This window comes from Paenimyroides marinum (assembly GCF_900108395.1).
Lineage (GTDB): Bacteria > Bacteroidota > Bacteroidia > Flavobacteriales > Flavobacteriaceae > Flavobacterium > Flavobacterium marinum.
Genome location: NZ_FNXE01000014.1, coordinates 16,255 through 40,433, shown reverse-complemented (window position 1 = coordinate 40,433; position 24,179 = coordinate 16,255). Strand labels below are relative to the sequence as shown.

Annotated in this window: 21 protein-coding genes; 8 read left to right on the top strand and 13 right to left on the bottom strand. The window is 32.4% G+C overall.

Going from position 1 to position 24,179, the window contains the following annotated elements; all coding sequences use genetic code 11:
* Positions 1 to 16: 16 nt before the first annotated feature.
* From BLW20_RS06300 to BLW20_RS06290, 3 genes are read right to left on the bottom strand one after another with little or no spacing between them, the layout of a single operon-like run.
* Positions 17 to 751: a tRNA threonylcarbamoyladenosine dehydratase gene (locus tag BLW20_RS06300; RefSeq protein WP_091097632.1), complete on the bottom strand. Its 735-nt coding sequence runs from the start codon at positions 749 to 751 to the stop codon at positions 17 to 19.
* Between the two features lie 48 nt (positions 752 to 799).
* A complete protein-coding gene (locus tag BLW20_RS06295; RefSeq protein WP_091097628.1) occupies positions 800 to 1,435 on the bottom strand; it encodes a TatD family hydrolase in 636 nt (211 codons plus the stop codon).
* A 2-nt stretch (positions 1,436 to 1,437) separates the two neighbouring features.
* Positions 1,438 to 2,022 carry a DUF1684 domain-containing protein gene (locus BLW20_RS06290; RefSeq protein WP_091097623.1) on the bottom strand — a complete coding sequence of 195 codons (585 nt, stop codon included), beginning with the start codon at positions 2,020 to 2,022 and terminating at the stop codon, positions 1,438 to 1,440.
* 140 nt (positions 2,023 to 2,162) lie between these two features.
* On the opposite strand from BLW20_RS06290, the gene BLW20_RS06285 reads away from it, so the two are divergent.
* Both BLW20_RS06285 and BLW20_RS06280 read left to right on the top strand, forming a co-directional pair.
* On the top strand, positions 2,163 to 2,702 hold the full coding sequence (locus BLW20_RS06285) for a hypothetical protein (RefSeq protein ID WP_143037744.1): 540 nt from the start codon (positions 2,163 to 2,165) through the stop codon (positions 2,700 to 2,702).
* A 30-nt stretch (positions 2,703 to 2,732) separates the two neighbouring features.
* On the top strand, positions 2,733 to 3,599 hold the full coding sequence (locus tag BLW20_RS06280; protein WP_091097617.1) for an SdiA-regulated/phytase-like domain-containing protein: 867 nt from the start codon (positions 2,733 to 2,735) through the stop codon (positions 3,597 to 3,599).
* Here BLW20_RS06280 and BLW20_RS06275 read toward each other — a convergent pair.
* Positions 3,596 to 7,288, bottom strand: coding sequence for a metallophosphoesterase (locus tag BLW20_RS06275; protein ID WP_091097615.1), 3,693 nt, complete (start codon positions 7,286 to 7,288; stop codon positions 3,596 to 3,598). The two genes, BLW20_RS06280 and BLW20_RS06275, sit on opposite strands and share 4 nt — an antisense overlap.
* 27 nt (positions 7,289 to 7,315) lie before the next feature.
* Between BLW20_RS06275 and BLW20_RS06270 the strand changes: the two genes are divergently transcribed.
* A complete protein-coding gene (locus BLW20_RS06270; protein WP_091097611.1) occupies positions 7,316 to 8,497 on the top strand; it encodes a Pycsar system effector family protein in 1,182 nt (393 codons plus the stop codon).
* Here the strand turns inward: BLW20_RS06270 and BLW20_RS06265 are convergent.
* Positions 8,484 to 10,877: a hypothetical protein gene (locus BLW20_RS06265; protein WP_091097608.1), complete on the bottom strand. Its 2,394-nt coding sequence runs from the start codon at positions 10,875 to 10,877 to the stop codon at positions 8,484 to 8,486. The genes BLW20_RS06270 and BLW20_RS06265 overlap by 14 nt on opposite strands.
* A 131-nt stretch (positions 10,878 to 11,008) precedes the next feature.
* On the opposite strand from BLW20_RS06265, the gene BLW20_RS06260 reads away from it, so the two are divergent.
* Positions 11,009 to 11,371: a BlaI/MecI/CopY family transcriptional regulator gene (locus BLW20_RS06260; protein WP_091097605.1), complete on the top strand. Its 363-nt coding sequence runs from the start codon at positions 11,009 to 11,011 to the stop codon at positions 11,369 to 11,371.
* A gap of 3 nt (positions 11,372 to 11,374) precedes the next feature.
* Complete coding sequence (locus BLW20_RS06255; protein WP_091097602.1) at positions 11,375 to 13,996, top strand: M56 family metallopeptidase; 2,622 nt, start codon at positions 11,375 to 11,377, stop codon at positions 13,994 to 13,996.
* A 72-nt stretch (positions 13,997 to 14,068) separates the two neighbouring features.
* On the opposite strand, the gene BLW20_RS06250 is transcribed toward BLW20_RS06255, so the two are convergent.
* Both BLW20_RS06250 and BLW20_RS06245 read right to left on the bottom strand, forming a co-directional pair.
* Positions 14,069 to 14,269 (bottom strand): dodecin family protein, encoded by a 201-nt coding sequence (locus BLW20_RS06250; RefSeq protein WP_091097598.1) that lies wholly within the window; start codon positions 14,267 to 14,269, stop codon positions 14,069 to 14,071.
* Positions 14,270 to 14,307: 38 nt separating this feature from the next.
* Positions 14,308 to 15,105, bottom strand: coding sequence for a DUF2797 domain-containing protein (locus BLW20_RS06245; RefSeq protein WP_091097723.1), 798 nt, complete (start codon positions 15,103 to 15,105; stop codon positions 14,308 to 14,310).
* A gap of 80 nt (positions 15,106 to 15,185) precedes the next feature.
* Here BLW20_RS06245 and BLW20_RS06240 point away from each other — a divergent pair, with 80 nt between their 5' ends.
* Together BLW20_RS06240 and BLW20_RS06235 are read left to right on the top strand one after the other, a co-directional pair.
* Complete coding sequence (locus BLW20_RS06240) at positions 15,186 to 16,700, top strand: GH3 auxin-responsive promoter family protein (protein ID WP_091097595.1); 1,515 nt, start codon at positions 15,186 to 15,188, stop codon at positions 16,698 to 16,700.
* A 16-nt stretch (positions 16,701 to 16,716) separates the two neighbouring features.
* Complete coding sequence (locus BLW20_RS06235; RefSeq protein WP_091097592.1) at positions 16,717 to 17,160, top strand: hypothetical protein; 444 nt, start codon at positions 16,717 to 16,719, stop codon at positions 17,158 to 17,160.
* Positions 17,161 to 17,284: 124 nt separating this feature from the next.
* On the opposite strand, the gene BLW20_RS06230 is transcribed toward BLW20_RS06235, so the two are convergent.
* Both BLW20_RS06230 and BLW20_RS06225 read right to left on the bottom strand, forming a co-directional pair.
* Positions 17,285 to 17,521 carry a hypothetical protein gene (locus BLW20_RS06230; RefSeq protein WP_091097589.1) on the bottom strand — a complete coding sequence of 79 codons (237 nt, stop codon included), beginning with the start codon at positions 17,519 to 17,521 and terminating at the stop codon, positions 17,285 to 17,287.
* Positions 17,522 to 17,637: 116 nt separating this feature from the next.
* On the bottom strand, positions 17,638 to 19,800 hold the full coding sequence (locus BLW20_RS06225) for a S46 family peptidase (RefSeq protein WP_091097585.1): 2,163 nt from the start codon (positions 19,798 to 19,800) through the stop codon (positions 17,638 to 17,640).
* A 93-nt stretch (positions 19,801 to 19,893) separates the two neighbouring features.
* Here BLW20_RS06225 and BLW20_RS06220 point away from each other — a divergent pair, with 93 nt between their 5' ends.
* Entirely contained in the window at positions 19,894 to 20,274 is a 381-nt protein-coding gene (locus BLW20_RS06220) for a ribosomal maturation YjgA family protein (RefSeq protein ID WP_091097582.1), read from the top strand.
* On the opposite strand, the gene BLW20_RS06215 is transcribed toward BLW20_RS06220, so the two are convergent.
* The 4 genes from BLW20_RS06215 to BLW20_RS06200 form a co-directional block, all read right to left on the bottom strand.
* Entirely contained in the window at positions 20,271 to 21,605 is a 1,335-nt protein-coding gene (locus tag BLW20_RS06215) for an MFS transporter (RefSeq protein ID WP_091097579.1), read from the bottom strand. The two genes, BLW20_RS06220 and BLW20_RS06215, sit on opposite strands and share 4 nt — an antisense overlap.
* Positions 21,606 to 21,623: 18 nt before the next feature.
* On the bottom strand, positions 21,624 to 22,310 hold the full coding sequence (gene cmk, locus BLW20_RS06210) for a (d)CMP kinase (protein ID WP_091097577.1): 687 nt from the start codon (positions 22,308 to 22,310) through the stop codon (positions 21,624 to 21,626).
* 24 nt (positions 22,311 to 22,334) lie between these two features.
* The gene (gene porQ / locus BLW20_RS06205) at positions 22,335 to 23,345 is read right to left on the bottom strand and encodes a type IX secretion system protein PorQ (protein WP_091097574.1); all 1,011 of its coding nucleotides are present in this window, start codon (positions 23,343 to 23,345) and stop codon (positions 22,335 to 22,337) included.
* A 126-nt stretch (positions 23,346 to 23,471) separates the two neighbouring features.
* Positions 23,472 to 24,098 carry a DUF3885 domain-containing protein gene (locus BLW20_RS06200; RefSeq protein ID WP_091097570.1) on the bottom strand — a complete coding sequence of 209 codons (627 nt, stop codon included), beginning with the start codon at positions 24,096 to 24,098 and terminating at the stop codon, positions 23,472 to 23,474.
* Between the last annotated feature and the right edge of the window lie 81 nt (positions 24,099 to 24,179).

Here is a 24,179-nt window from a genome sequence, read left to right as displayed (position 1 = left end):
CTATTGATAATAGGTGTTATTTTTCAGAAACCTGCTCTTTGGATAACAAATACCTAATAACCGTTTCAGCACTGTGCAGACCAAATAATCCCGGCATCCAGCTGTTGGTTCCAAAAAACGATTTTTTGAAATTCGTTCCATCAGTCATTTTTAAGCTGGTTTCATCTGCTTTTTCTAACGAGAAAACGGCTTTTACACCACTTTTAACTCCCATTTTCCGCAAGCGTTTGCGAATTACCTTAGCCAGCGGGCAAACATCGGTTTTACTAATGTCTTTAACCACTACTTTGTTGGCCAACATTTTTCCTCCGGCACCCATATTCGAAATAATTTTCACTTTTGCTTTTTTGGCAGCTACAATAATGTTTAATTTAGGGGTTATACTGTCTATACAATCTAAAACATAATCGTAATCACTGGTAACAATTTCATGAGCGCGTTCCGGAGAAACAAACTCCTGAATTCTGGTTAAGTTTAATTCCGGATTAATGTCCATTAAACGATCGCCCACAATCTCTACTTTTGGCTTGCCAATGGTACTGTGCAAGGCAGGTAATTGTCGGTTAATATTTGTAATATCTACCGTATCACCATCAACAATAGTAATGTTGCCCACGCCTGCACGTGCAATAAATTCGGCTGCAAACGATCCCACGCCGCCCAAACCAATAATTAATACATTTGCGTTTCTTAAGGCTTGTAAACCTTTGGTTTTAAATAATAATTCTGCTCTTTCTTGCCAAACAGCCATTCTAAATTAAATTATGTAAGCTTCCCCGATCGAAAAATCGGTTTCACATTACGGGTTAAAAACTCTGTTATAATTTTTTTCAATTATACTTTTTACATCTAACTGTAATATATCTTCGGCTTTGCGGTATACGTCAAAAATGGTGTGTTCCATCATATCGGTTTCGAAAAAAATACGGTTAACAGGTATTTCTTTCAATACAATGCTTAATTCTGGATTCAATAACAGATATTTTCCAAAGGAAAGATAAAAACCATTTTTAATTAAGCTTGCTGCCACCTGTCCGTTTTTAGAAAATCCGTGAATGATTAACGGAATGCTTAAATTCAGTTGTTTTTTTATCTCAATTATTTCCTGATATGCCGCAACGCAGTGCAAAACTACAGGTTTTTTATATTTTTCGGCTAAATATAATTGCGGAATTAACACTTTTTTTTGAACTGTTATCGATGTTTCAATTCGTTTATCCAAACCACATTCGCCAATTGCTTTACATTTAGGATGCTGAATGATTTGTTCCATTTGCTCCATATCGGCATCTAACGTATTTTCATCTAAATACCATGGATGAATACCCACTGAAAAGAGATCGTTTTGATAATTGATTTCATCAGGATATTGATTGACCAATTCTGTTACTTCCGGGTGATAGGTGGAATGATGTGTGTGGATATTATAATACATGCTTAAAATTTTACGCCGGCAAGTACCTTAATGTTTAAAAAATTCACATCGGGTGTGATGGGACAAGAATATCCCGAAGTATAGGCACAATAAGGGTGGTACGCTTTGTTAAAATCTAACCAAAGAATATTTTCATCGGGAATTTCAATGTCTAAATATCTGCCGGCACCATAGGTTTCGTTTCCGCTTGTTAAATCAATAAAGGGCAAAAACAAGTGTTTTTCATAGCCTTTGCGTTTAATCAAATTCAGATTTTGATAAACCTCTAATTCAAAATTTTGACCATAAATGTTAAATTTTAAAATGCCGTATCGTTTGTAATCCTGGTTTTTTCCACTCGATGTCGGCATTTGAAATGTTTTTTCGTTTTCTAATTTTTCTAATTTAGCCAAAACCACAAAATCAGCATTGTATTCATAAAAGACCAGTCCGTTAAAATGGACTATTTCTTCTGGTTTTAAAGGAGTTTCTTTTGCATCAAAATAAGAATCGTTTAAGGCTTTTTGATATGTTAAAACTTCATTTTTAGACTGTTGTGAAAACGTTAAACTTGACGTAAACAGAAGAAATATTAGTAAATTTCGCATATGATTTTTTTTCAAATTTACTATTTATTTTATTAACACTTAAAATATTTAAACATATGAAAACAGTCAGATTATTTTGTTTAATGCTATTATTTACAACAACTTCATTTAGAATTAATGCTCAAATTAATCAAGATCAGATGGATACAATCAACACAACTTTTTCTGTTGAAATCAATGCCGATAATACTTTAGAAGAATTAACGCAGATTGAAAAAATGCTCAAAGAACAATACAATACCACTGTTACTTTTGAAGATGTAAAAATTGATACTAACAAAATTGTAGCACTTCGAATGAAACTGGTTAACAAAAATCAATCGTTTATGAAAACTATTGATAACGGAAATCTGCCTATTGATCCTTTCAGAATTATTATTAATGAAAAAGAAAATCAGAATTGGGTAAGTATTGATGACGAAAGCAATACATTTGGATTTGATTTTTTCGGTAAAAAACAAAGTGATTTATTTGAACCTTTTTCAGAAAGATTTCCCGAAAGGAATATCAATTTTGATGATTTTAATGCACATTTTGGTCAATTATTAAAACAAATGGAAGCAACCAATAAGCGATTTGAAGAAATGTATAAGCAATTAGAAAATGATCCTGAAGCAAAAAAAGAAATCATTAACAATGAAGACGGATCTACTACAACGATTATTTCTAAAAAGGGATAATTTTTGTACCTTTAATTAAAATTCTTACAGATGAAAAAAGCTTCTTTTATGTTATTTTTAGCAACATTAACGGCTTGTCAAACCAAATCGCAAGTAGTTGATTTTAAAGAAACGTTTGCTTTAGACAAAACACATAAAGAGGTTTCGGGCATGGTGTTTCACGAACCCACTGACAAACTCTGGATGTTACAAGACAAAGGAAATCCGGCAGAACTATATGCTTACACTACCAAAGGAACATTTGTTCAAACATTGAAAATCATCAATCAGGAAAATACCGATTGGGAAGATTTATCGCAAGATAAAAACGGTAATTTATATATTGGTAACTTTGGCAATAACGATAATAAACGACAAGATTTGCGAATTTTAAAAATAGACGGTACAAAACTAAACGAGTCTGTAACAGAAGTTTCGCAAATAACAACGTTTACTTATGAAGATCAAAAAGATTTTCCGCCTAAAAAAAGTAATTTGTTATATGATTGTGAAGCTTTTGTTACAACTGCTAATTACTTTTATTTATTTACAAAGAACAGGTCAAAAGGTTTTGACGGTACTTTTTACGTTTATAAAATTCCTAATAGACAAGGAAGTTTTATTGCAAAAAAAATAGCTACTTTAAAAACTTGTGAAAATTATAAAAAATGTGCTGTTACAGGTGCTGCCATGAATAAAGCTGAAACTAAAATTGCTTTAAGCACACATGACAACGTTTTTCTGATTGATTTTAAAAACGAAACTTCGTTTACACAAGCAAATATAAAGTCTGTTGCGTTACATCATAATTCACAAAAAGAAGCCCTAACTTTTTTAGACGATGAAACACTGCTGATTGCAGACGAAAAAGAAAAAGGCGCTAATGGCGGAAAAGTTTATACATTGGGTTTGCATTAAAATGTAAACCCAATACCAAAACTTACCAAACTGTTTTCTTTACTTGTAAAAATGCCGGTATGCGCCGTAAAAGAATCTAAAGCGTTTAACCATAAACCACCGCCATAACTGTGATACCATGTATTACTAACGGTATATTTATTCCAAATCCTTCCGGTATCGTACCCAGCATAAATACCATAACTTAGCGGAATGACCCCATTAGTGATATGTTTCATTTTATAACGAAGGTCCTGACTGGTAACAAAAGCAGCATGACCAATAAAACGTTGTTGACGGTAGCCTCGTAATCCATTATTTGAACCAATAGATGCTGCCTGATAAAAATGATAATCATCTCCAAATATCTTCTCAAACAGATAAGTTGACGACCAGGTAAGCTTTTTATTGTTGCTGACAGGCACCACAAAATTTAGTTTTGTATTTAAATATTGATGCGATTTGCTAAAATCGTCCATATAATAACGCGTACCAAATAAGGTCATAAAACCTAAACCAACAGTTGGCTCTTGAATATTGTCATAATTTTCAAACTGATATTTTAAACGGGCACCTAAAAAATGCTTGCGCGTGTAAGTATCAAACAAATGCGTTAAAAGCTCTTCATCAATTAAACGACCATTTGTTTTTTCAATTTTTGTAGATTCATAAGTCGCTCCAATTAAAAAAGAACTTCCGTTTCTGCCTTTCCATTCGTACGAAGGCTTAAATTCTAACTGAGAAGTCCTTACTCTGTAATAATTATCCTTAAAGAATTTATTGTTATAAACAGCAGAGTTATGCAGACCAAAATAATTTCGGGTAAAGTTTGAAGATGTAGCCAAAGCTTCAACAACCCAAAAACCGGTGTTTGAATAATCTTTAAAACTACCGTTATAGGATGTAAAAATACCCGAAGTTGCAAAATTGTATTTTACCCGTAACTGGTGCTTTTGCGAGTACGGATTTTGATTGAATTTTTTTATGGTGTAAATCCCGTTCAATCCCAACATTACACCATTGTCACGGTTATAACCGGCATCGGGTAAAATGGTTAATATATTCAATGGTGCTTTGCGGTAGTCGTATTGGTTTAAATTATACTGATCGCGCAAAATTAAACGAGTATTCTTTTTGCTTTCAATGGTAATGGGTTTTGAATAATAATCAAAAACTTTTGTTGGTGTTTTTCCGGATATATTGTAAATATCGTTATTTCTACCACCGATTAACTTTAAATGAATAGGCGATTTTTCACCCACAACTTGTATCTCATCGTCATCATCTAAACCGTAAATCCAAAGTTCTTTTGTGGTTTTTGGGAAATACGTATAAGTTTGAATGAATTCATCGCCCGATTTTTTAATCCGGAAATAATCTACCGTTATTTTATCTTTAGAAGTATTTACTACAAAACGATCTTTTTTATTGGTACCAACAACGATTCCATATTTAAAAAGTTCTTTATAATATTTTGCGGAAAACGCAACTAATTTAGACCTGCGTTCTTTTAAAACGGTAATAATATCGTTGGTGTATTGATCTTTGATTTCTTCTGGCAGATCATTAAAAGCGTCATTAATCACCTCGTCTGTTAAATGATCTACAATTTCCTGTGCTGTGTTTTGCCAGTCTTCTAAAGACGTATTTTGCAGAAAAACTTTATCTAAAGGAAAAGCCGATTTGGTAATCCAGCGGGGTTTTCCGTAATTTTCCTTAAACGTTTGCATGTGTCGCAACGGGTTTAACTTATTCAGCAAATGCAATAATTCTCCGTCGATTTTTGCAAAAGCCTGATCGCGATCTCTTGGAATGGGTTGAAACACGATCTCGTTACCTACTTTTTTCTCTACCCAGCGCCATTGGTCGGCATGACGATCCCAATCGCCAATGACAAAATCAAAAATACGTGCGCGCAAATACATTTTTTCATCCACCTTATATTTTTCGTCTTTTTCTAAATTGGAAAGCAGGTCTTGTGTGCTGATGATATCGGATCCGTTTCCTAAAGAAGCTGTTTTGGCTTGAGATTTATGTAAACGTTCTTCGATCATATATAATTCGTTGCCGTACGTTTCATTATATTTTCCCAAAGCATCTTGTTTAGGAACATAAAACATTTTGGGATTTGTGTGATATAAATTAACCGCATCAGATAATTTTCCGATAATGAAAGGCGTAAATGGATGAGATGTGGTGTAATAATCATCGATAAAATCAAGTACATAAGTATCTTCTAATTTATCTTCGATATAAGTGTTTTTGAAAATGGCAGATTGTAAAAACTGTTTAGAGCTTTTTCGCAATCCGCGCATTACGTATTGTTTTCCGTCTTTATCTTCTAATCTTAAAGAAAGTGATTGATTTCCGCCCCCCGAAATAATTGGTTTCAATCCGCCGTATAAGTTATCCAGGTCAGCCACCGGTGCATTAACATTTGTGCCATAAATACTGCGGTAATGCTGACCAAAAAGAAACTTGTAGGTTTTTGATTTCTGAGTGGCTTTTAACGGATAAACCGATGCCTGTGTGACGTTTTGCGTGATTGCCGGAAATTTTTTATCATAATCGTCCGGTGACATAATTGTTTTTTGAAAAACAACCTCATTGCCTTCATTGGTCATTTTATGAAATGCAATATCCACATTATTGTCGTCATAAATTTTTAAAGTAACAAATCCTAAACTTCCAATAGAATAACTGGTTGGCTGTACGCTGCGTGCTTCTTCGGTTTTAGAGCCTGCACCGCTGATTAACTGTTTAATGCCGTTGTGTTCTATATATTGTAAATTGTGTTCGTGACCTGAAACAAAAACTACTTGTTCCTGATTTTTAGTTAAAGTGGTTAAACGATCCACTAACATTCGGTAATAAGTATATTGTATATCTGCCGGACTTGCACCTGATGTTTTTCGCAAATAATTAGCAATGGTACCCAATACGGGTAACGGAATGTTTTTATACGGAAAAATGTGGTTGCGAAAAGAAAAATACCCGCCATGTGAACCATTTGTAATCATTGGATGATGAATGGCCACCACAGTAACTTTATTTTGATTTTTATTGATCAGACTTCTGAATTCTTCAAAAAAATCTTCACGGGTTTTAACCACACTTTCTTCATTAATATTAGGATATTTATCCCAATTTTGAATGAACCATTCACTGTCAACAGTAATAATTGTTAGTTGATCGTTTACTTCATAGCTGTCAATCGCGTCGTATTTTTTTGGCAAAAATGACTTTTTTCCTAATTTACTTTCAACGTAATTTTTTTGTTCGGTTAACCCCTCCAAGCCGTGATACCAATCGTGATTTCCGGCTAAAAAAATGGTTTTTCCATGAACATCTGCGGCTAAATTAATCTGGGCATTTAGCTTTTCTTCTGCTAAAGACCGGTTTTTATCATCTGCTAAAGGCATTCCCAAAGGATAAATATTATCACCTATAAAAAGCAACGTTTTATCATTGCTGTTTTGCTGCAAATATGCTTTTACGGTTTGTAATAACTGCTGACCTTTTTCTTCGTTGGCATTACCTGCATCACCCACCACAATAATTTCATGTAATAAATTCTCTTTTTTTACGTTAGTAATCATATTATGAGAGAAATTGTCGCCTATTTGTTCATGAAAAGAAGCACAGGCGTTTAACAATAAAATAATAAGAGCAAAAAGTACAATTTTTGCGGTATGTAAGTTAAATTTCATAATTTTAACGTATCAAAAGAGTCATTTATGGAACTTTTACTAAAAGCCGAAGCTTATATTTTTAACCTATTCAAAGATAAACTATCTTCTGAATATATTTATCATGATTATTTACATTCTTTACGGGTGGCGAATGCTGTAAACGAATTAATTGAAGGAGAAAACATTACCGGTCAAGATGCTGTGCATTTAAAACTTTCCGCCTGGTTTCACGATTCGGGATACATTTACGGAGCTGAGAATCACGAAGAAAAAAGTTGTGAGATATTTAAAGATTTTATAAAGGAGAACGATTTTAACGATGTCTCTATTGATGCTGTTTGCCATTTAATTTTAGCAACAAAATGCAATTATTTGCCCCAGAATTTATTGGAAATGTGTATAAAGGATGCAGATTTTTATCATTTTACATTGGAAAATTACGGCGATCTTTGCGGTTTACTGAAAGAAGAGTTGGAAACCGTTTCTAACAAGAAAATGACAGATATTGAATGGTGCAAGCAAAATTTAAATGTTTTAACAAAACAACATTATTATTTTACCGATTATGCCAAAAAGAACTGGCAACCTAAAAAAGAACAAACCATTTTCACCATTGGAGAAAATTTAAAAAAACAACAATCTGACAAAAAGGGGAAAAATAAACAGATAAAAGAAAAAAAGCTTGAAAAATTGGAACGTCCTGAGCGAGGCATTGATACGCTGTTTCGGGTTACATTAAACAATCATACGCAATTAAGTGCCATTGCCGATAGCAAAGCCAATATTTTATTGTCTGTAAATTCAATAATTATCTCTATTTCATTAACGGCAATTATTCCAAAATTAGACAATCCAAATAATGCCCATTTAATTATACCTACTTTTTTATTGCTGATTTTTAGTGTAATAACGATTGTTTATACCATTTTGGCAACAAAACCTAAAGTAAGTACGAATCCCAATATTAAAAACGACATAGAAACACGCAAAGCGAATATCTTGTTTTTTGGTAACTTTCATCAGCTGCATTTGCAAGAGTTTAATGATGCAATGAACGATTTAATGAAAGACCGTGCTTATTTATATGATACCTTAATTAAAGATTTATATTATTTAGGTTTGGTACTGAATAAAAAATATAAAATGCTGAGCATTTCTTATACTGTTTTCATGATAGGAATTATCGTATCGGTTTCTGCATTTTGTCTGGCTTTTATTCGGTTGTAGTTACATAATTAATAAAATCGGTATAAGAATAAATAGTGAAATCGTCTGTATTAAAATTTGAATTAATGGTTAAACGAATCGCTTGCAAATCGGCTATGTCTTGTAAGTTTTCAACCTCTAAAAATTCTATTTCATCTAAAAAATATCCTTTATACTGTAAAAAATGAATGTAATTTAAATAATCGGTTTTATCGTTTTCATTTAAATAAACAATGGTAAGTTTGTGTGGCTGCACTAAACGTTCCTGGCGATCTTTTACCATGGCTTTTGCCAATCGTTTTTTCATTAGTTCGTAACGGATATCGTCATTGTTTTCAACATCAAAACGTTTTTCGTCCATTCTAAATTTAATAGCAATAGGATCGCTAAAAACTATGATCAAGCTGGTTAAATCCATGTTAAAAGCTAAGTTTGGTTTTGTTTGTTCGTGTAACATAACCATTTTGCACATTACCTGCATTTGCCATAAACGCAAGTTGTATAAATACATAGAATCGTAGATTTGTGTAGGCGTAATACTGCTGCCAATAAACAAATTATGTTCCACGCCATCGGTTCTAAAACGTTCAAAATAATGCGGATACACTTTTTGAAGTGCAATTTGTTCATAATCTAAAATTTCAGTCAGATTTTTGTTAATTGTTTGTATGGCTAAATCGTACTTTTTACGCTGATTCCAGAAAAACTGATGTTTTTCATCTAACTGTTCCCAATACTTTTGAATGCGTTTTTTATATTCTGATCTATCGCTTAGCTGTTTAAATAACGGATGGATCGTATCTGTTATGTATCTGTGAATTTGAGCTTCGGCAATAAATTGTTGTGTTTTTAACTGCTTTTGAAAATATCCGATTTCATTGATGCGTTGCTGAAAAAGAAAAGTTTCCTCGTGGGGTTTGATGTATTCCAATACGCTTAAAATTTCTTTTAACTGCTTGTTTAAATCGGCAAGGGTTGCTTTGTTTCTAAATTTTGTTGACGATTGAATATCTGTTTCACCATATAACGGAAAAATGTTTTCAAATTCAATTTCTTTTAAAACCGTTGCGGTATTGTGTGTTTTTGCAAAGTAAAAATTCTTTGCCTGCTCTTCAAATTTCCAGTTAACACTTGGGTGTATGGTGGTATATTCGCGCTGAATAATCGCATCTAACTCGTTTTTAATGTCGTTGTGATAGCGTTCAAACGTATCGCGCAATAAAGGCATCACGTCATTTAATTTATTTGCGTTAATGGTGTGCAATGCGTAAGGCACGGGACTATACAATTCAATATATGCATGAAAACCATCGGTTTTATTAACAGGAGCCAGTATAAAGCTGCGAACACCTTGTTTTTGTAAATAATCCAGGTAAGGAGTCCATTCTTTATTTTTGTACAATTCTACAATATCTGTCACGCAATAATATCCCTTAATAGATTTTATTGCCTTAAAAAATTTTTTAGCTGCATTAAAAACATCTTTTGAAACCTTTTTGTCCATTATATCAAAAACACTTTTTAGATCAACTCTGGCAGGAAGTTCTATAAAATCTCTTGATTCATCATGTAAGAAAAAAATACCGAAATCAATATCGTTTAATTTAAAAAAGGAGCGGAAAATACTTTGAGCTGTTGAAACGCTTAATTGTTCCTGACCGGCTTTTAAAAGATTTGTTTTAATATTTGAGATACTGTTTTCCATAGTAACTTCAAATAGCGTTAGGATTCCGAATCCTTTTAAAATCCAGCTGTGCTGCGGAAATTTCTGTTTCCATATATCAATGTTGTCAAAGCTGTTTTTTAATAATTTGATGTCGTCTTGCGTAATTTTCAAAGCATCTTTTGTGGGAATCAGTTCACAAAAATCGCCGTTGTAAATAATTCTGTAATGACGGATAATTCCGTTTTTATCAGGAATATCATAAAAAAGTGGACGGCTCAAATCAAATTTTTCTCCGTAATGCGTGTTTAAAATTAAGCAGCAACTAAAAATATAATATTGATCGTTTGTAAAATCACGAATGTTAATTTCAAATTCTTCTCCCGCATCGTTTATGATTTGTTGAAAACGCTTGGTAAAATTGAAATTGAAGTTTTGAAAAGGTAAACTTACTGCCTTAATTTCATTATACGTTAAAGCCGTTGGAAACAAATCTGCCAGTAGATTGTGAATTAAATTTAAATTTTCATAGATGGTTTTTTTGTGCGTAATACCAGTATATAATTCAGGGATTTTGGCTACTTCTTTCAACAGTAATTGTGCATAAATTGCCCGATAAGGAGCGTCGTTTTCCTTAGCAATTTCTTTCAAAGCGTCAATTACCTTGTGAAAAGATATGACTGATTTAAACGGACTGACATTAAAATAATCTATATCTAAATCGGAATTTTTTCCCATACTAAAAGCTTTTATAACAAAAGTACGATTTTTAACGTTAGGTATTTAAACGGTATTTTTAGTTAAAAAACTATTTTTTTAGTTGTATAACTAATTTTTTAGTTTACATTTGTACTGTAAAAACAAAAGTCATGGAAAAACTAACAAATAAAGAAGAAGAAATAATGCAGGTAATCTGGCAGTTAAAAAAAGCGTTTGTAAATGATATTTTAGAAGAAATGCCAGAACCAAAACCGCATTACAACACACTTTCAACCATTGTTCGGTTATTAGAAGAAAAAGGGTTTGTAGCACATAAAAGTTACGGAAAATCGCATCAGTATTATCCCGTTATTGATTTAGAAGCGTATCGCAGTGTTTTTGTAACCGATTCTATAAAGAAATATTTTGGCAATTCGGTTTCAAATTTGGTGAATTACTTTGTAAAAGAAGAAAAATTAACCAACGCCGAAATAGAAGAATTAATAAAAATTATCGAAAGCAATAAAAAATAGCTTATGAATTTAATTGTTTTATACCTTTTAAAAGTAAATGCCCTGTTAGTTGTATTCTGGCTTTTTTATCGTTTGTTTTTACGAAAAGAAACTTTTTACAATTCTATTCGGTGGTATTTTATCAGTTCGCTTTTGCTTTCATTTGTTCTTCCGTTGATCACTTACACAAAAACGGTGATCATTGAACAAACAGCTGTTTTCAATGATGCAGATTGGGAAAACACTATTTTACCAGAAACAATGGCACTACAACCTGAACCTGCTTTTTGGGAAACAATAACCTGGCAATCGGTGGTTTTATACGCTTTGTTGGCAATTAGTATTTGCTGTGTGGTGAAATCGCTTTATCAAATAATAAAACTGTACATCAGCATTAAAAAGTTGCCCGTTTTAAACAATTCGCAAATTAAAGTAGCAGATCATCAACAAAATATTTACTCTTTTTATCAATGGATTGTTGTTCCTGAAAACAAACTTTCTGCTGCTGATTTAGAAATGATTTTAGCACACGAAAAAATCCATCTTAACCAAAAACACACTTTTGACTTGATTTTTATTGAATTAGTTTCGGCTGTTTTCTGGTTCAACCCATTGGTAAAAAAACTTCAGAAAGACATCAATACGAATTTAGAATTTATTGTTGATGAAAAAATGATAGCCCTGTATGACCCCGTTTTATACCAAAAAAGTCTTTTAAACGAACATTGCAATTACACCTTAAAATACATAAACGCTTTTAATACCAGCGATTTAAAAAAACGAATTATTCAATTAAACACTCAAAAATCAAAAAATATGAAAAAATTAAAATTTTTAGTAGCCGCACCGGTTTTGGTAACTTTTTTTGTTTTGTTTCAAATAGAAACAGTTGCACAAATTAAAACCATTGAAGTGCAGGAAATATCAGAAGAGGAAACTTCATTTATCGTAAAAGAAAACTTTACCAAAAAAGATTTCGAAAAACTGACCAAAAAGCTTAAAGATGAGTTTGATATTGATTTTGTTATCAATGAGATAAAATATAAAAACAACAACATTGTTGCTTTGAATTATTTGATTCGAAATAAAGACCTTAAAATATCTACTTCTGTATCATCGGATAAAAATATCGACCCATTTATGATTGTTGTTCATTTGAATGATTCAAAACCTTTCAGTGTAGAAGAATATTCAGAAAAAGCCAAATATTATTTAACGGTAGATAATGAAAAAGACCCTGATTTTGTCATTACCAAAGAAGAATGGAAAGACAAAAGCTGGATTGAAAAAGTAAGTAAAAACCAAAAGACCATTTTTCTGATTGACGGCAAACAAAGTTCTGAAACAGAAGTTCGCAGATTAATGCCTGATGAAATTTTTACTATCAACGTTCATAAAGACGAAAAGACAATAAAAAAATATGATCCAAATGCTGATACTATTGTACTTATTAAAACAAAAAAGCAAATAAAAAATGAGAACTTCAATCAAAATCAATTATCAGAAAAGGAAAAAGACTTTTTTATGCTTTTAGAAAGTGTTGAAAAAGATTTAGAAATATTAAAAAACGATAGAAAAACGTTTGATAAAATTGCTTCAAAATTTCCCATAGTAGTGAACGGAGCTTTGTTGAACAAAAATGAATTGAAAAATTTTAATACTTCTTTAATTCAATCTGTTTATATAGATGCAAGTAATCCAGATAAAGGTACTATTGTAAATTTATCAACTAAAGATGATGATAATTCTGGTAGCCGTATGTTTTCATTTAAAATTGCAGATGAGAACAATTTAAAAGCTACAAGAGGCTTTGATTTTAATAAAGAAGGAAGTATTAAAATTAATGGTAAAAACGCTACGTTAGAAGAATTAAAACAACACATTGATGCTGAAAATAAGAAAAAAGATTCTCTTTTTGTGGTAAAAAAAGCACAAATACAGAAAAAAAATGATGAAGTTACTTATGTAACCCTTAAAGGGATAGGAAGTGTGTCTAACAAAAATATAATTTACATTGTTGATGGTAAAGAAATGAAACCTGAAGATTTTGGTAAGATTAAACCAGTTGATATTGAACGGATTGATGTTCTAAAAGATCAAAAAGCAATTGAAAAATATGGAGCTAAAGACAAAGATGGAGTAGTTATAATTACCACAAAAAAGAGTAAAAAAAACTCTTTACAACACAAAAAAACTGCTTTAAAAGTAAGAGAATTAGCCGTTAAAGAAAAACAAGAATCAATCGATAAACAGAAAGAACAAATTGTTCAACGTAAAAAAGAAATCGAAAAACAACGCCAAGAACTTTTAGCTAAAAGAGAAGATTTATTAAAAAAATCAGAACAACGCCGAAAAGAATTAACCTCAAAAAAAGATGAAATTCAAAAAAATGTTGAGCGCCGTAAAAGAGAAATCGAGAAATTAAAACAGGAACAGGAAAAGTCCAGAAAAAATCATAAATATGTAACTGTTTCAAATAAAGGAGATAGCAAACTGCTTGAAAAAGATTACGAAACGGTAAATACTATTTTTAAAGATTTCAAAGAGATTAAAAAGATAGAAGATGAAAATATTAAAATTACTTCTATTTCAGCATCTATCACAAGAGAAGACGGCACAAAAATAGAAATAGCAGAAAATTATTAGGATATGAAAAAGAAGCTATCTTTTTGAGATAGCCCTTTTTTGTGTAAAGCTTTACAGTTTTTATGATCTAAACTAATCCACCCTAAAAGATACTTTACAAATAACTCCGTAAGTAGTTATTTGACCGTCTTTTACATGGCATTTCATGTCTTTAACATAAACCGAATCAATGTTTCTAACGGTTTTAGAAGCTTCGGAAACGGCTTGTTTAACGGCATCGTCAAAACTGATTTCAGAATGCGCAATAACTTCAATTACTTTTACAATTCCCATAACATTAAATTTTTAGATTATTTAAATATACTGAAAAATTATAAAATATTCAAATGAACTTTATACCCTTCGTAGCTTCGAACATTAAAAACAGTTCCGTTTTCAAATAATAAATACTGACCTTTAATACCAATAAGCTTTCCTGAAAAAGTAGGATTTTTCTCTAAATTCAAGCTGTTTAAAGTGGTGGGATATTTCTCAACAGGATAATTTAATTGAAAAATTTCGTGGTTTGTTTGTTGATAATAAGGAATAATTTCTGCAGGTAAAAGCGGTTCAACTTCTTTTACTGCTGCATTTAAATCAACATCTAAAATTTGATTTTGTAACATTTTACGCCAGTTGGTTTTATCGGTATAATGCTTTTTTAAAGCAACTTCTGTAACGCCTGCCAAATATCTGTTAGGTACTTCGCTTACTGCAATGGCAAACGATGCACCTTGATCAATCCAGCGGGTTGGTACCTGCGTTTTACGTGTAACACCAATTTTCAAATCGCTTGCAACGGCCAAATATACAATATGTGGTTGCAGCTGAACTTTTTGTTCATAAACCAAATCGCGATCGGCAATGCCTAAATGTGCAGTGCTTAATTCAGGACGCATAATCCAGTCGCCCGCAGCCGGACTTTTCATAAAACAATCATAACAAAAGCCTTGTCTAAAAATTTTCTTTTCTTTTTTACAGTTTAAACATTGATAGCCAATATGTTGAATTTCTATGTTTTTTTTGATTACCTGGTTTAAATGAATAAATGCCTGATCAAAAACCAAATAATATTGTATAGGATTTAACAATTCGGTATGCATTTTATTTAAAACTCCTTCGTATTGCATCAGATTTTTTTTATTTTTGAATGAATTGTAAAAATACAAAGTAAAAAGCACACTTTGCATTATAGCACAATTAAAAAAAAATGGCTTTATCAATTATTAACTCTATTGTTTCGTGGATTCTAAAAAAGAGGATTCATCAGATAGAATTGTTTATTAAATATCCGCACGAGGTACAGAATGAATTGCTGTTAAATTTAATTCAGCGGGCAAAGTTTACCGAAATAGGGAAGGAGTATGATTTTTCTTCCATATTAACTTATCAGCAGTTTGCCGAACGTGTGCCAGTTTCTGTTTACGAAGATATTGAGCCGTTAATTGAACGCACGAGGCGAGGCGAGAATAATATTTTTTGGGCAGAACCTATAAGATATTTTGCAAAATCAAGCGGAACTACCAATGCCAAAAGTAAATTTATTCCGGTAAGCAATGATGCGTTAGAAAATTGCCATTACAAAGCGGGGAAAGACATGTTGTGTTTGTATTTAAACAACAATGAAGATTCGCAGCTTTTTACAGGAAAAAGCCTTCGGTTAGGGGGCAGTAAGCAATTATATGAAGATAATAATACCATTTTTGGCGATTTATCGGCGATTTTAATTGATAATTTACCTTTTTGGGCAGAATTAAGCTCTACACCAAGTAACAAGGTTTCGTTAATGAACGAATGGACAGAGAAAATGAAAGCCATTGTTAAAGAAACAAAAAACGAAAATGTAACCAGTTTGTTAGGAGTACCTTCGTGGTTACTTGTTTTGCTGAATAATGTGTTACAAGATACTTCAAAAGATAATTTGCTGGAACTTTGGCCTAATGCCGAAGTTTATTTTCATGGCGGAATAAGCTTTGAACCTTATCGCGATCAGTATAAGAAATTGTTTCCAAAAGATAACTTCCGTTTTTATGAAAATTACAATGCTTCCGAAGGTTTTTTTGCCATTCAGGACCGCAATAATGCCGACGATATGTTGCTGATGTTAGATTATGGCATTTTTTATGAATTTATTCCTATGGATACTTTTGGAACATCTAACCAAAAAACAGTATCTTTAGCCGATGTTCAAATGAATAAAAGCTATGCTGTTGTTATTACCACAAATGCAGGTTTATGGCGCTATTTAATTGGTGATACCGTTAGGTTTACATCGGTAAATCCGTATCGAATTAAAATTACAGGCAGAACAAAGCATCACATAAATGTTTTTGGCGAAGAGCTAATGATCGAAAATACCGATACTGCTCTTGCAAAAACAGCTCAAGAGTTTAATGTGGCGATTGTTGAATATACCGTAGCTCCTATTTTTATGACAGATTCTGATAAAGGGGCACATGAGTGGATGATTGAATTTAAAGAGAATCCAAAAGATCTAAAGGCTTTTACAAAAAAGTTAGATGAGAATATTCAGTCTTTAAATTCTGATTACGAGGCAAAAAGGTATAATAGTATGACATTGAATGAATTGGTTTTAAATGTTGCCAAACCCAACCTTTTTCATTTATGGCTAGAAAAAAAAGATAAATTAGGCGGACAAAATAAAATACCCCGTTTATCAAACGACCGTTGTTATTTAGAACAATTAATAAATATGAATAATTAAATAGTAAATAAATAATATGAATGATCAACCGGTAAATATTAATTTTAGATTAATTAATATTACAACAGAAGATTTTAAGTTGAATGAAGTAGAACAAGAAAACGGAACGTTAGATTTAAACTTCGATTTTCAGTTCGGAGTAAACAATGAAAAACGTTTTGTGAAAACTATTGCAAAATTTAAATTTTTATTAGACAAGGTAGATGTAATGGAAATTGCAGTGTCTTGTGAGTTTGAATTTGAACCGGCAGGTTGGCAGTTCTTTGTTAAAGGGGAGCAGTTGGTGTTACCCAAAGGTTTATTGCAAGAATTGGCAATGTTTACAATGAATACAACACGCGGTGTGTTGCATAACAAAACAGAAGGTCATAAACTAAACAAAATGTTTATACCAATGATTGGTGGCGAATTTATCAAACAAGATTTGGCTATTCCGTTAAACCCAACAACGGTTAACTAAAATTAAATATCAATTAAAAAAGGCTGTTTCAAATTATGAAACAGCCTTTTTTAAATTCATTTATTTTATTCAAATAAAAAAAGCCCCGCTTTGCGAGGCTCATTCTTTTTCTAATCATTAAGAATTAGTTAGCAGGAGTTTCTTCAACAGCTTCTGTAGCTTCAGTTGCAGTAGCTTCAACAGCTTCTGTAGCTTCAGTTGCAGTTTCTTCGATAGCTTCTGTAGCTTCAGTTGCAGTTTCTTCTACGTTTTCGATAGCTTCGTTTGCTGTTGCTTCAACTTCAGCTTCTTTGTTAGTATCTTTACAAGATACGAAAGCAACAGAAGCAACTAATACTAATGATAATGCTAATTTTTTCATTTTTTAATTATAAAAGTTAATTATTAATTCTCTACAAAGATAGGAATTTTTTTATACGTCAATATTTTTTTTATAATTTTTTTATAAAATATTTCTTATGTGTAAAATATTGAAAGTTAATGTTTTGATTTCTTGTTTTCTTTTGATTTTACAATTTTTATTTCATCAATTAAATGTTTGGCATCTGCGTATTTATCAATAATAAATAAAATGTAGCGTGTATCAACCATAATGTTTCTGCAAATTGCCGGATCGTAATGAATATCGCTCATTGTTCCTTCCCATACACGGTCAAAGTTTAAGCCAATTAAATTACCGTAAGCATCAATAGCCGGAGAACCTGAATTTCCGCCCGTAGTATGGTTTGTAGCAATAAAGTTTACCGGTAATTTTCCGTTTTTATCTGCATATTGACCAAAATCTTTTGCGTTGTACAAATCAATTAATTTTTTAGGAACATCAAATTCGTAATCACCCGGAACATATTTTTCCATAACACCGTCTAAATAAGTAACGTGGCTGTAGGTAACGGCATCACTTGGTTGGTAACCATTTACTTTACCATAAGTTACGCGAAGTGTTGAGTTGGCATCTGGAAAGATACGGGCATCTGGAAAAAGTTCTAATTGAGCTTTCATATACGTACGCTGTAAGGCATCTAATTCTAAATCCATTTTATCATACGATGGAGCGATGTTTTCAAAATAGTTGTTTGATAATTCTTTTGCCAATGCATAACCAGGATCTTTCTGCAGGTTTTTAATAACATCAACTGCTTTTCCGTTCAATATTTTTTTTAATCCTTCGTAAGAAGTCAATGCCGATTTTGAATAAACAGTATTTGCTAAAGCTGAATAATCTTTATTTTTGATTGCGTCAGGGGTTAAATTTTGCGGTGCTTTTGTACCATATAAAGCAATAGTTGCTTCAAAAATACCCTGATCTACGTTTTTGTTGTAATCTTTATATAAAGACTCTAAACCTTTAATTAAATTTTCTTTACGATCATTAAAACCTTGTTCCCCCACTTTTTCATAGGCATTTTCTAACTGGAACAGACGAAAACCAACCGACAGTAATTCATTGTTACGCAAAACAACTTCCATAAAATAATCACGGGAAACGGCATAAGGTGTAATGTCTTTATAAATTTTTTCGAACTGAGGCAATAAATTACCGTATTCGTTCATTTTATTTTCTTTTTTTGCACGCTTTAAAAATTCTTGCTCAAATGATTTTTTAACAGTAACGGCATTAGATTTTTTTAAACCTTGACTTTCACCAATCCATTTTTTCCAGTAGTTTGCAATACGTGCAAACTTAGAGGCATACTGAATTTTAATAGCCTGATCCTGACGCATAAATCCATCGGTAACCTTTAAGGCTTTGTCACGAATTTCGATTTTTGCAGGATTTAAATCATTAATGATTTGTTCTACAGCAAATGAAGGCAGGTATTCTTGTGTACTGCCCGGATAGCCGTAAACCAATGTAAAATCGTCTTGTTCTACACCGTTAATAGAAACAGGGAAGTAATGCTTTGGTGTGTAAGGAACATTATCTTTTGAATATTTTGCCGGACGGTTGTTTTTATCGGCATAAATACGGAATAACGAAAAATCGCCGGTGTGACGTGGCCAAACCCAGTTATCGGTATCCGAACCAAATTTTCCGATTGATGATGGCGGGGCACCTACCAAACGAACATCTTCAAAAGATTCTGTTACAAACAACATGTATTGATTTCCTTCAAAAAAAGTACGGATCATTACACTTTGCCACGCTTCACGCTGGTACGATTTCTGTAAATCGTTTATGTTTTTTTGAACCAATGCTTTTTTGTCGGCTTCGTTTGTCAATATTTCCGTTCCCTTTAAAATATCTTTAGTAACATCGTGAATACTTACGATAAAAGTAACTTCTAAATCGGGATTAGGCAGTTCTTCTTCGTACGATTTTGCCCAAAAACCATCTTGCAAATAATCGTGTTCAACGGTAGAATGCGATTGAATTTCGCCGTAACCACAGTGATGATTTGTTAAAAGTAAACCTTTAGCGGAAATTACTTCGGCGGTACAGCCACCGTTAAATTGCGGAACCGCATCTTTTAAACTTGAAGTATTTACATCGTAAATATCGGCAACCGACATTTTCATTCCCAAACTTTTCATTTCCTGTTCGTTCATACCTTTTAATAAAGAAGGAACCCACATACCGCCTTGTTGTGCAAAAATGGGGAACGAAACAAATAATACTAATGCTCGTAGTAATTTTTTCATTTATTAGATTGTTAAAATGGTGAAAAATTAAAGCGACTAAGATACAAATTTTAAACCGATTTTTTTAAGTTTACCAGTCAATTCACTGTATTTATGAAGTTTTTAAGATTTAACCAAACGTATTTTTTTATTGCCTTAATTTTATTTGTTGTAGAGGTATTGATTGCCTTGTATGTTCACGATGATTTTATTCGTCCGTTTGTGGGCGATGTCATTGTAGTTTGGTTTATTTATTATTCTATAAAAACGTTTGTTGGGATTAAAGCTTTGTACATTGCCGTTTTTACGTTATTTTTTGCTTTTGCGGTCGAAACGGCACAGTATTTTCAATTGATAAATATCCTGGGTTTACAAAATGAACAATGGGCACGAATTGTTATAGGCACATCTTTTTCCTGGTGGGATATGCTTTGTTATATTGTAGGTTTTTTATTTCTTTTTGTAATAGATAAAAAGTTAAGGAAAAATCATTAATTATTAATACTTTCCATTTCGTTACGGTTGTGTTTGTATTTAAAAAGTAGTGCAAAAAGAACTGTTACAATAAGAGCGTAGCCGGCAAAAATAAACCAAGAGGTTTTCCAGCCTTCTAACTGCATATTGATATCTGTTTGGTTATATACAAAATGATTTACAACATATTGGGCAGCGATCATACCAATAGTAGCGCCAAAACCGTTTGTCATCATCATAAACACCCCTTGAGCTGATGAGCGTATATTTTTATTGGTCTCTTTGTCAACAAATAAAGAACCCGACACATTAAAGAAATCAAAGGCTATCCCGTACACAATCATTGATAAAACAAACATCCAAACGCCTGTTCCCGGATTTCCTGTTGCAAATAATCCAAAACGAAATACCCAGGCAAACATTGCCAATAACATTACTTTTTTAATTCCGAAGCGTTTTAAAAAAAAAGGAATCAATAAAATACAAAGTGTTTCTGAAACTTGCGAAAGAGATATTAATGCATTGGCATTATTTGCTCCCCAACTATTTGCATATTCAGGAATGTCTTTAAAGCTGGCAATAAAAGGGTTGGCATATCCATTGGTAATTTGAAGCGAAACTCCTAAAAGCATTGAAAAGATAAAGAAAATAGCCATTTTTCGTTCTTTAAAAAGGGCAAAAGCTTTTAAACCCAATACATCTGACAAGGTCTTTTTCTCGTCTGTTTTATTGATGGAACAATGAGGCAAACTAAAAGAAAACAAAAACAGAATGATTCCAAGAATTCCCGATACATAAAACTGATGGTATGTGTTTTGAAAACTTAAAAAACCTTCAATGTTGTCAAAATTAAACGAAAAAGTTCCATTGAGCATTCCGTTAAAATTCACGAACAGCATGGCACAAATAAAACCAACGGTTCCCATGGTTCTAATGGGCGGGAATGCTTTTATGGTATCATAATTATTATTTGTTAAAACAGTATAGGCGACAGAATTTGACAGTGCAATGGTTGGCATATAAAATGCGACACTTAATGAATAAAGTGAAAAAAGTGTTGCAAAATCGGTATTAGAACCTGCTGTATATCCATAATATCCGGCAGAAATAATAAAAAGTGCGGCTAATGCATGACAATAACCCAATAAACGCTGAACAGGAATCCATCGGTCTGCAATAATCCCCATGATTGCCGGCATAAAAATAGAAACAATTCCTTGCATTGCGTAAAACAATCCAATTTTTGAAGCCATGCCTATAGATGCTAAATAATTTCCCATTGAGGTTAAATAAGCACCCCATACGGCAAATTGTAAAAAACTCAAAATTGTTAATCGGAATTTCAGACTCATTTCAAGAATTTAATAACCTTAATTAATTCGTTCGTTAGCCAGCTTTAAAATCATATTGAACTGTTCTTCTTTTGAAAGGTTTGAATTATCAATTACCACGGCATCTTTAGCTATGATTAAAGGTGAATCGGTTCGGGTAGAGTCCATTTTATCACGCTCAACAACATTTTTCAGCACTTCATCAAACGGCGTATCCATCTTTTTCTGCTGCATTTCTAAAAATCTTCGTCGTGCTCTTATTTCAGGCGAAGCGGTCATGAAAATTTTTAATTCGGCATCAGGAAAAACAACCGTTCCAATATCACGACCGTCCATAACCACACCTTTGTCTATTCCGTATTTTTTTTGTTGTTGGACTAATTTTGTACGGATTTCAGAAACAGTGGCAATTTTACTCACCAATTTTGATACTTCGATGGTTCTGATTTGATCTTCTACCTTTTCGTCGTTCAGATAAATTTCAGCAAAACCCAAATCGTCATTAAATTTAAAAGATAAATAAATATCATTTAGATTTTCGATAAGTTTATCGGTATAAAAATAAGTTTCTGAGATGAAATTTTGTTGTATGGCGTATAAAGTCACCGCGCGGTACATGGCTCCTGTGTCAACATAAATGTAATTTAGTGCTTTTGCCAGTTGTTTTGCCAAAGTACTTTTTCCTGTTGACGAATGCCCGTCGATAGCTATGGTTATTTTTTTCAAAGTAAAAAATTTTAGGCAAAAATATTACAGTTGAACCGATAAGCCAAATAAATTGGTGTTTCCTCCCAAAGTAAATCTGTTGTAAGCGTATTCAATGCGGAAACGTTTCATTTTTAAGCCAAATCCTGCGGTGAATCCTGCAAAATGCCGTTGTTCGATCAATTTCATTTCTTCTCCGTTTTTAAAGTTATACCCTAAACGGATGTTGAAATTTTTCTCGGGAAACAATTCGATACCAACTACTATGTGGCGCATCAGGTTGTTTCCAAAAGTAACTTTTTCTTCGGTAACATTGTTTTCTAAATCTACTTGTGAACGGTTGGGATTTGAAAAAGAAATATCCCATTTCTGCAAATTATCTAATGTTAAATGCCAACGGATAGGCACGTTTTCTAACAGTTTACTGAAGCCTAAAACGGTTCTAAATGGCAATGATTCGCGCATATCTTCGTAACTTGACAATTGGCCACCAAGGTTTCTAAAAGTTAAACCAACTGTCCAGCCGGTTTCTTCATCGTTATACAAACCACCAATATCGGCTGCTACAGCAAATGAATTATAACTTTCTAACGTTGAAGAGATGGCTTTAATATTTGCACCTACCGAAAAATTAGTGTCTTGAAAAGGGTGTGCGTAACCTACAGAAACTGCGATGTCATTTCCGCTAAAAGTGCCTGTTGCTACGCCGTTTTCGTCGTAACCTTCCATAGAGCCGTAATTTAAAAAAGTAACGCCTACGTGAACGTTGCGGCCGTTTTTAAATTTATGGGCATACGCTGCTGATCCCAAGCTTATATCGCCATAATATCTGCCAAAATTTACCGCCAGCATATTATTCATTTCATCATTTAATGCAGCCGGATTGTACAGTACCTGATTTACTTCGTTACCGGTTATGGTTGCGTTGGTTCCGCCCAATGCGGCTTGCTTTGGCGATGTGGGCATTTGTAAAAACTGGTAAGCGTCTTTACCGCCTACCTGTGCATTTACAGTTGTTAAGGTTATTAAAGAAACTAAAGTTAATAGTTTGCGCATATTAGGTTGAATTACGTAAAAACGAATATATAACTTTATAACGACAGAATAAAAAAAATGGTATGTTTTCGTGTGGAAAATTATTATAGTTTTAAAATATTATTCTAATGATTTATTTTGAACATTTCATAAAAAGACTTTATCAATCTTTTCTCTATCATAATCCAATACCCAATCATTATATTTTTCATAAAGTGATTTTAAAATTTCTTTATCTGAAGCAATTATATCCAAACCTCTGTCGTCATACATATTAAAAATGATTTTCTTTGAAAGATTAACAAAGTAAACTTCCTTTGAAGAAAAGCACGATTTATCTAATCGAGGCTCTCTATCCTCAAAATCAGAATTTGCAATTGCTTTAAAAATATTTTGAAAAATCACTTCTTCTTTTTTTGTCTTAATTATACAAATATTCGAAGTGCCTGAATAATACTGGTTCTCTTTAGTGAAACACAAATTAATTTTTTCAAGATTTTTTATTTGTTTAAATATATAATTTGAAAGCCTTATTTTACTTCGTTTATTCTTATAATCCATGAAAATTAAAAATATTGAATCAGATGTTTTAAAAGCGTCGTTAAAGATAGAAGATGCACGAAAATTCACTTCATGAAAATAATCCTCATCATTAGCTGCATCTATTTGCAAATTAAATCGGATTCCAATATCCCATGAATAAAATAAAGGTGTTCTAACTTTCAAGCCTTTAAAGTTATTATCTAAAAAAGTTCTGTATTCACTCTTATGCATTTCATTTAAATTTAACTTTGAAAGATAAAAATAACAAAAGCTAATACATTTCTGTACTAGCTTTTGTTATTAATTTTTATG

Coding starts and splice junctions, on each gene's coding strand:
- BLW20_RS06300 (WP_091097632.1), bottom strand. CDS start 751: ATGGCTGTTTGGCAAGAAAGAGCAGAATTATTATTTAAAACCAAAGGT.
- BLW20_RS06295 (WP_091097628.1), bottom strand. CDS start 1,435: ATGTATTATAATATCCACACACATCATTCCACCTATCACCCGGAAGTA.
- BLW20_RS06290 (WP_091097623.1), bottom strand. CDS start 2,022: ATGCGAAATTTACTAATATTTCTTCTGTTTACGTCAAGTTTAACGTTT.
- BLW20_RS06285 (WP_143037744.1), top strand. CDS start 2,163: ATGGATACAATCAACACAACTTTTTCTGTTGAAATCAATGCCGATAAT.
- BLW20_RS06280 (WP_091097617.1), top strand. CDS start 2,733: ATGAAAAAAGCTTCTTTTATGTTATTTTTAGCAACATTAACGGCTTGT.
- BLW20_RS06275 (WP_091097615.1), bottom strand. CDS start 7,288: ATGAAATTTAACTTACATACCGCAAAAATTGTACTTTTTGCTCTTATT.
- BLW20_RS06270 (WP_091097611.1), top strand. CDS start 7,316: ATGGAACTTTTACTAAAAGCCGAAGCTTATATTTTTAACCTATTCAAA.
- BLW20_RS06265 (WP_091097608.1), bottom strand. CDS start 10,877: ATGGGAAAAAATTCCGATTTAGATATAGATTATTTTAATGTCAGTCCG.
- BLW20_RS06260 (WP_091097605.1), top strand. CDS start 11,009: ATGGAAAAACTAACAAATAAAGAAGAAGAAATAATGCAGGTAATCTGG.
- BLW20_RS06255 (WP_091097602.1), top strand. CDS start 11,375: ATGAATTTAATTGTTTTATACCTTTTAAAAGTAAATGCCCTGTTAGTT.
- BLW20_RS06250 (WP_091097598.1), bottom strand. CDS start 14,269: ATGGGAATTGTAAAAGTAATTGAAGTTATTGCGCATTCTGAAATCAGT.
- BLW20_RS06245 (WP_091097723.1), bottom strand. CDS start 15,105: ATGCAATACGAAGGAGTTTTAAATAAAATGCATACCGAATTGTTAAAT.
- BLW20_RS06240 (WP_091097595.1), top strand. CDS start 15,186: ATGGCTTTATCAATTATTAACTCTATTGTTTCGTGGATTCTAAAAAAG.
- BLW20_RS06235 (WP_091097592.1), top strand. CDS start 16,717: ATGAATGATCAACCGGTAAATATTAATTTTAGATTAATTAATATTACA.
- BLW20_RS06230 (WP_091097589.1), bottom strand. CDS start 17,521: ATGAAAAAATTAGCATTATCATTAGTATTAGTTGCTTCTGTTGCTTTC.
- BLW20_RS06225 (WP_091097585.1), bottom strand. CDS start 19,800: ATGAAAAAATTACTACGAGCATTAGTATTATTTGTTTCGTTCCCCATT.
- BLW20_RS06220 (WP_091097582.1), top strand. CDS start 19,894: ATGAAGTTTTTAAGATTTAACCAAACGTATTTTTTTATTGCCTTAATT.
- BLW20_RS06215 (WP_091097579.1), bottom strand. CDS start 21,605: ATGAGTCTGAAATTCCGATTAACAATTTTGAGTTTTTTACAATTTGCC.
- porQ (WP_091097574.1), bottom strand. CDS start 23,345: ATGCGCAAACTATTAACTTTAGTTTCTTTAATAACCTTAACAACTGTA.
- BLW20_RS06200 (WP_091097570.1), bottom strand. CDS start 24,098: ATGCATAAGAGTGAATACAGAACTTTTTTAGATAATAACTTTAAAGGC.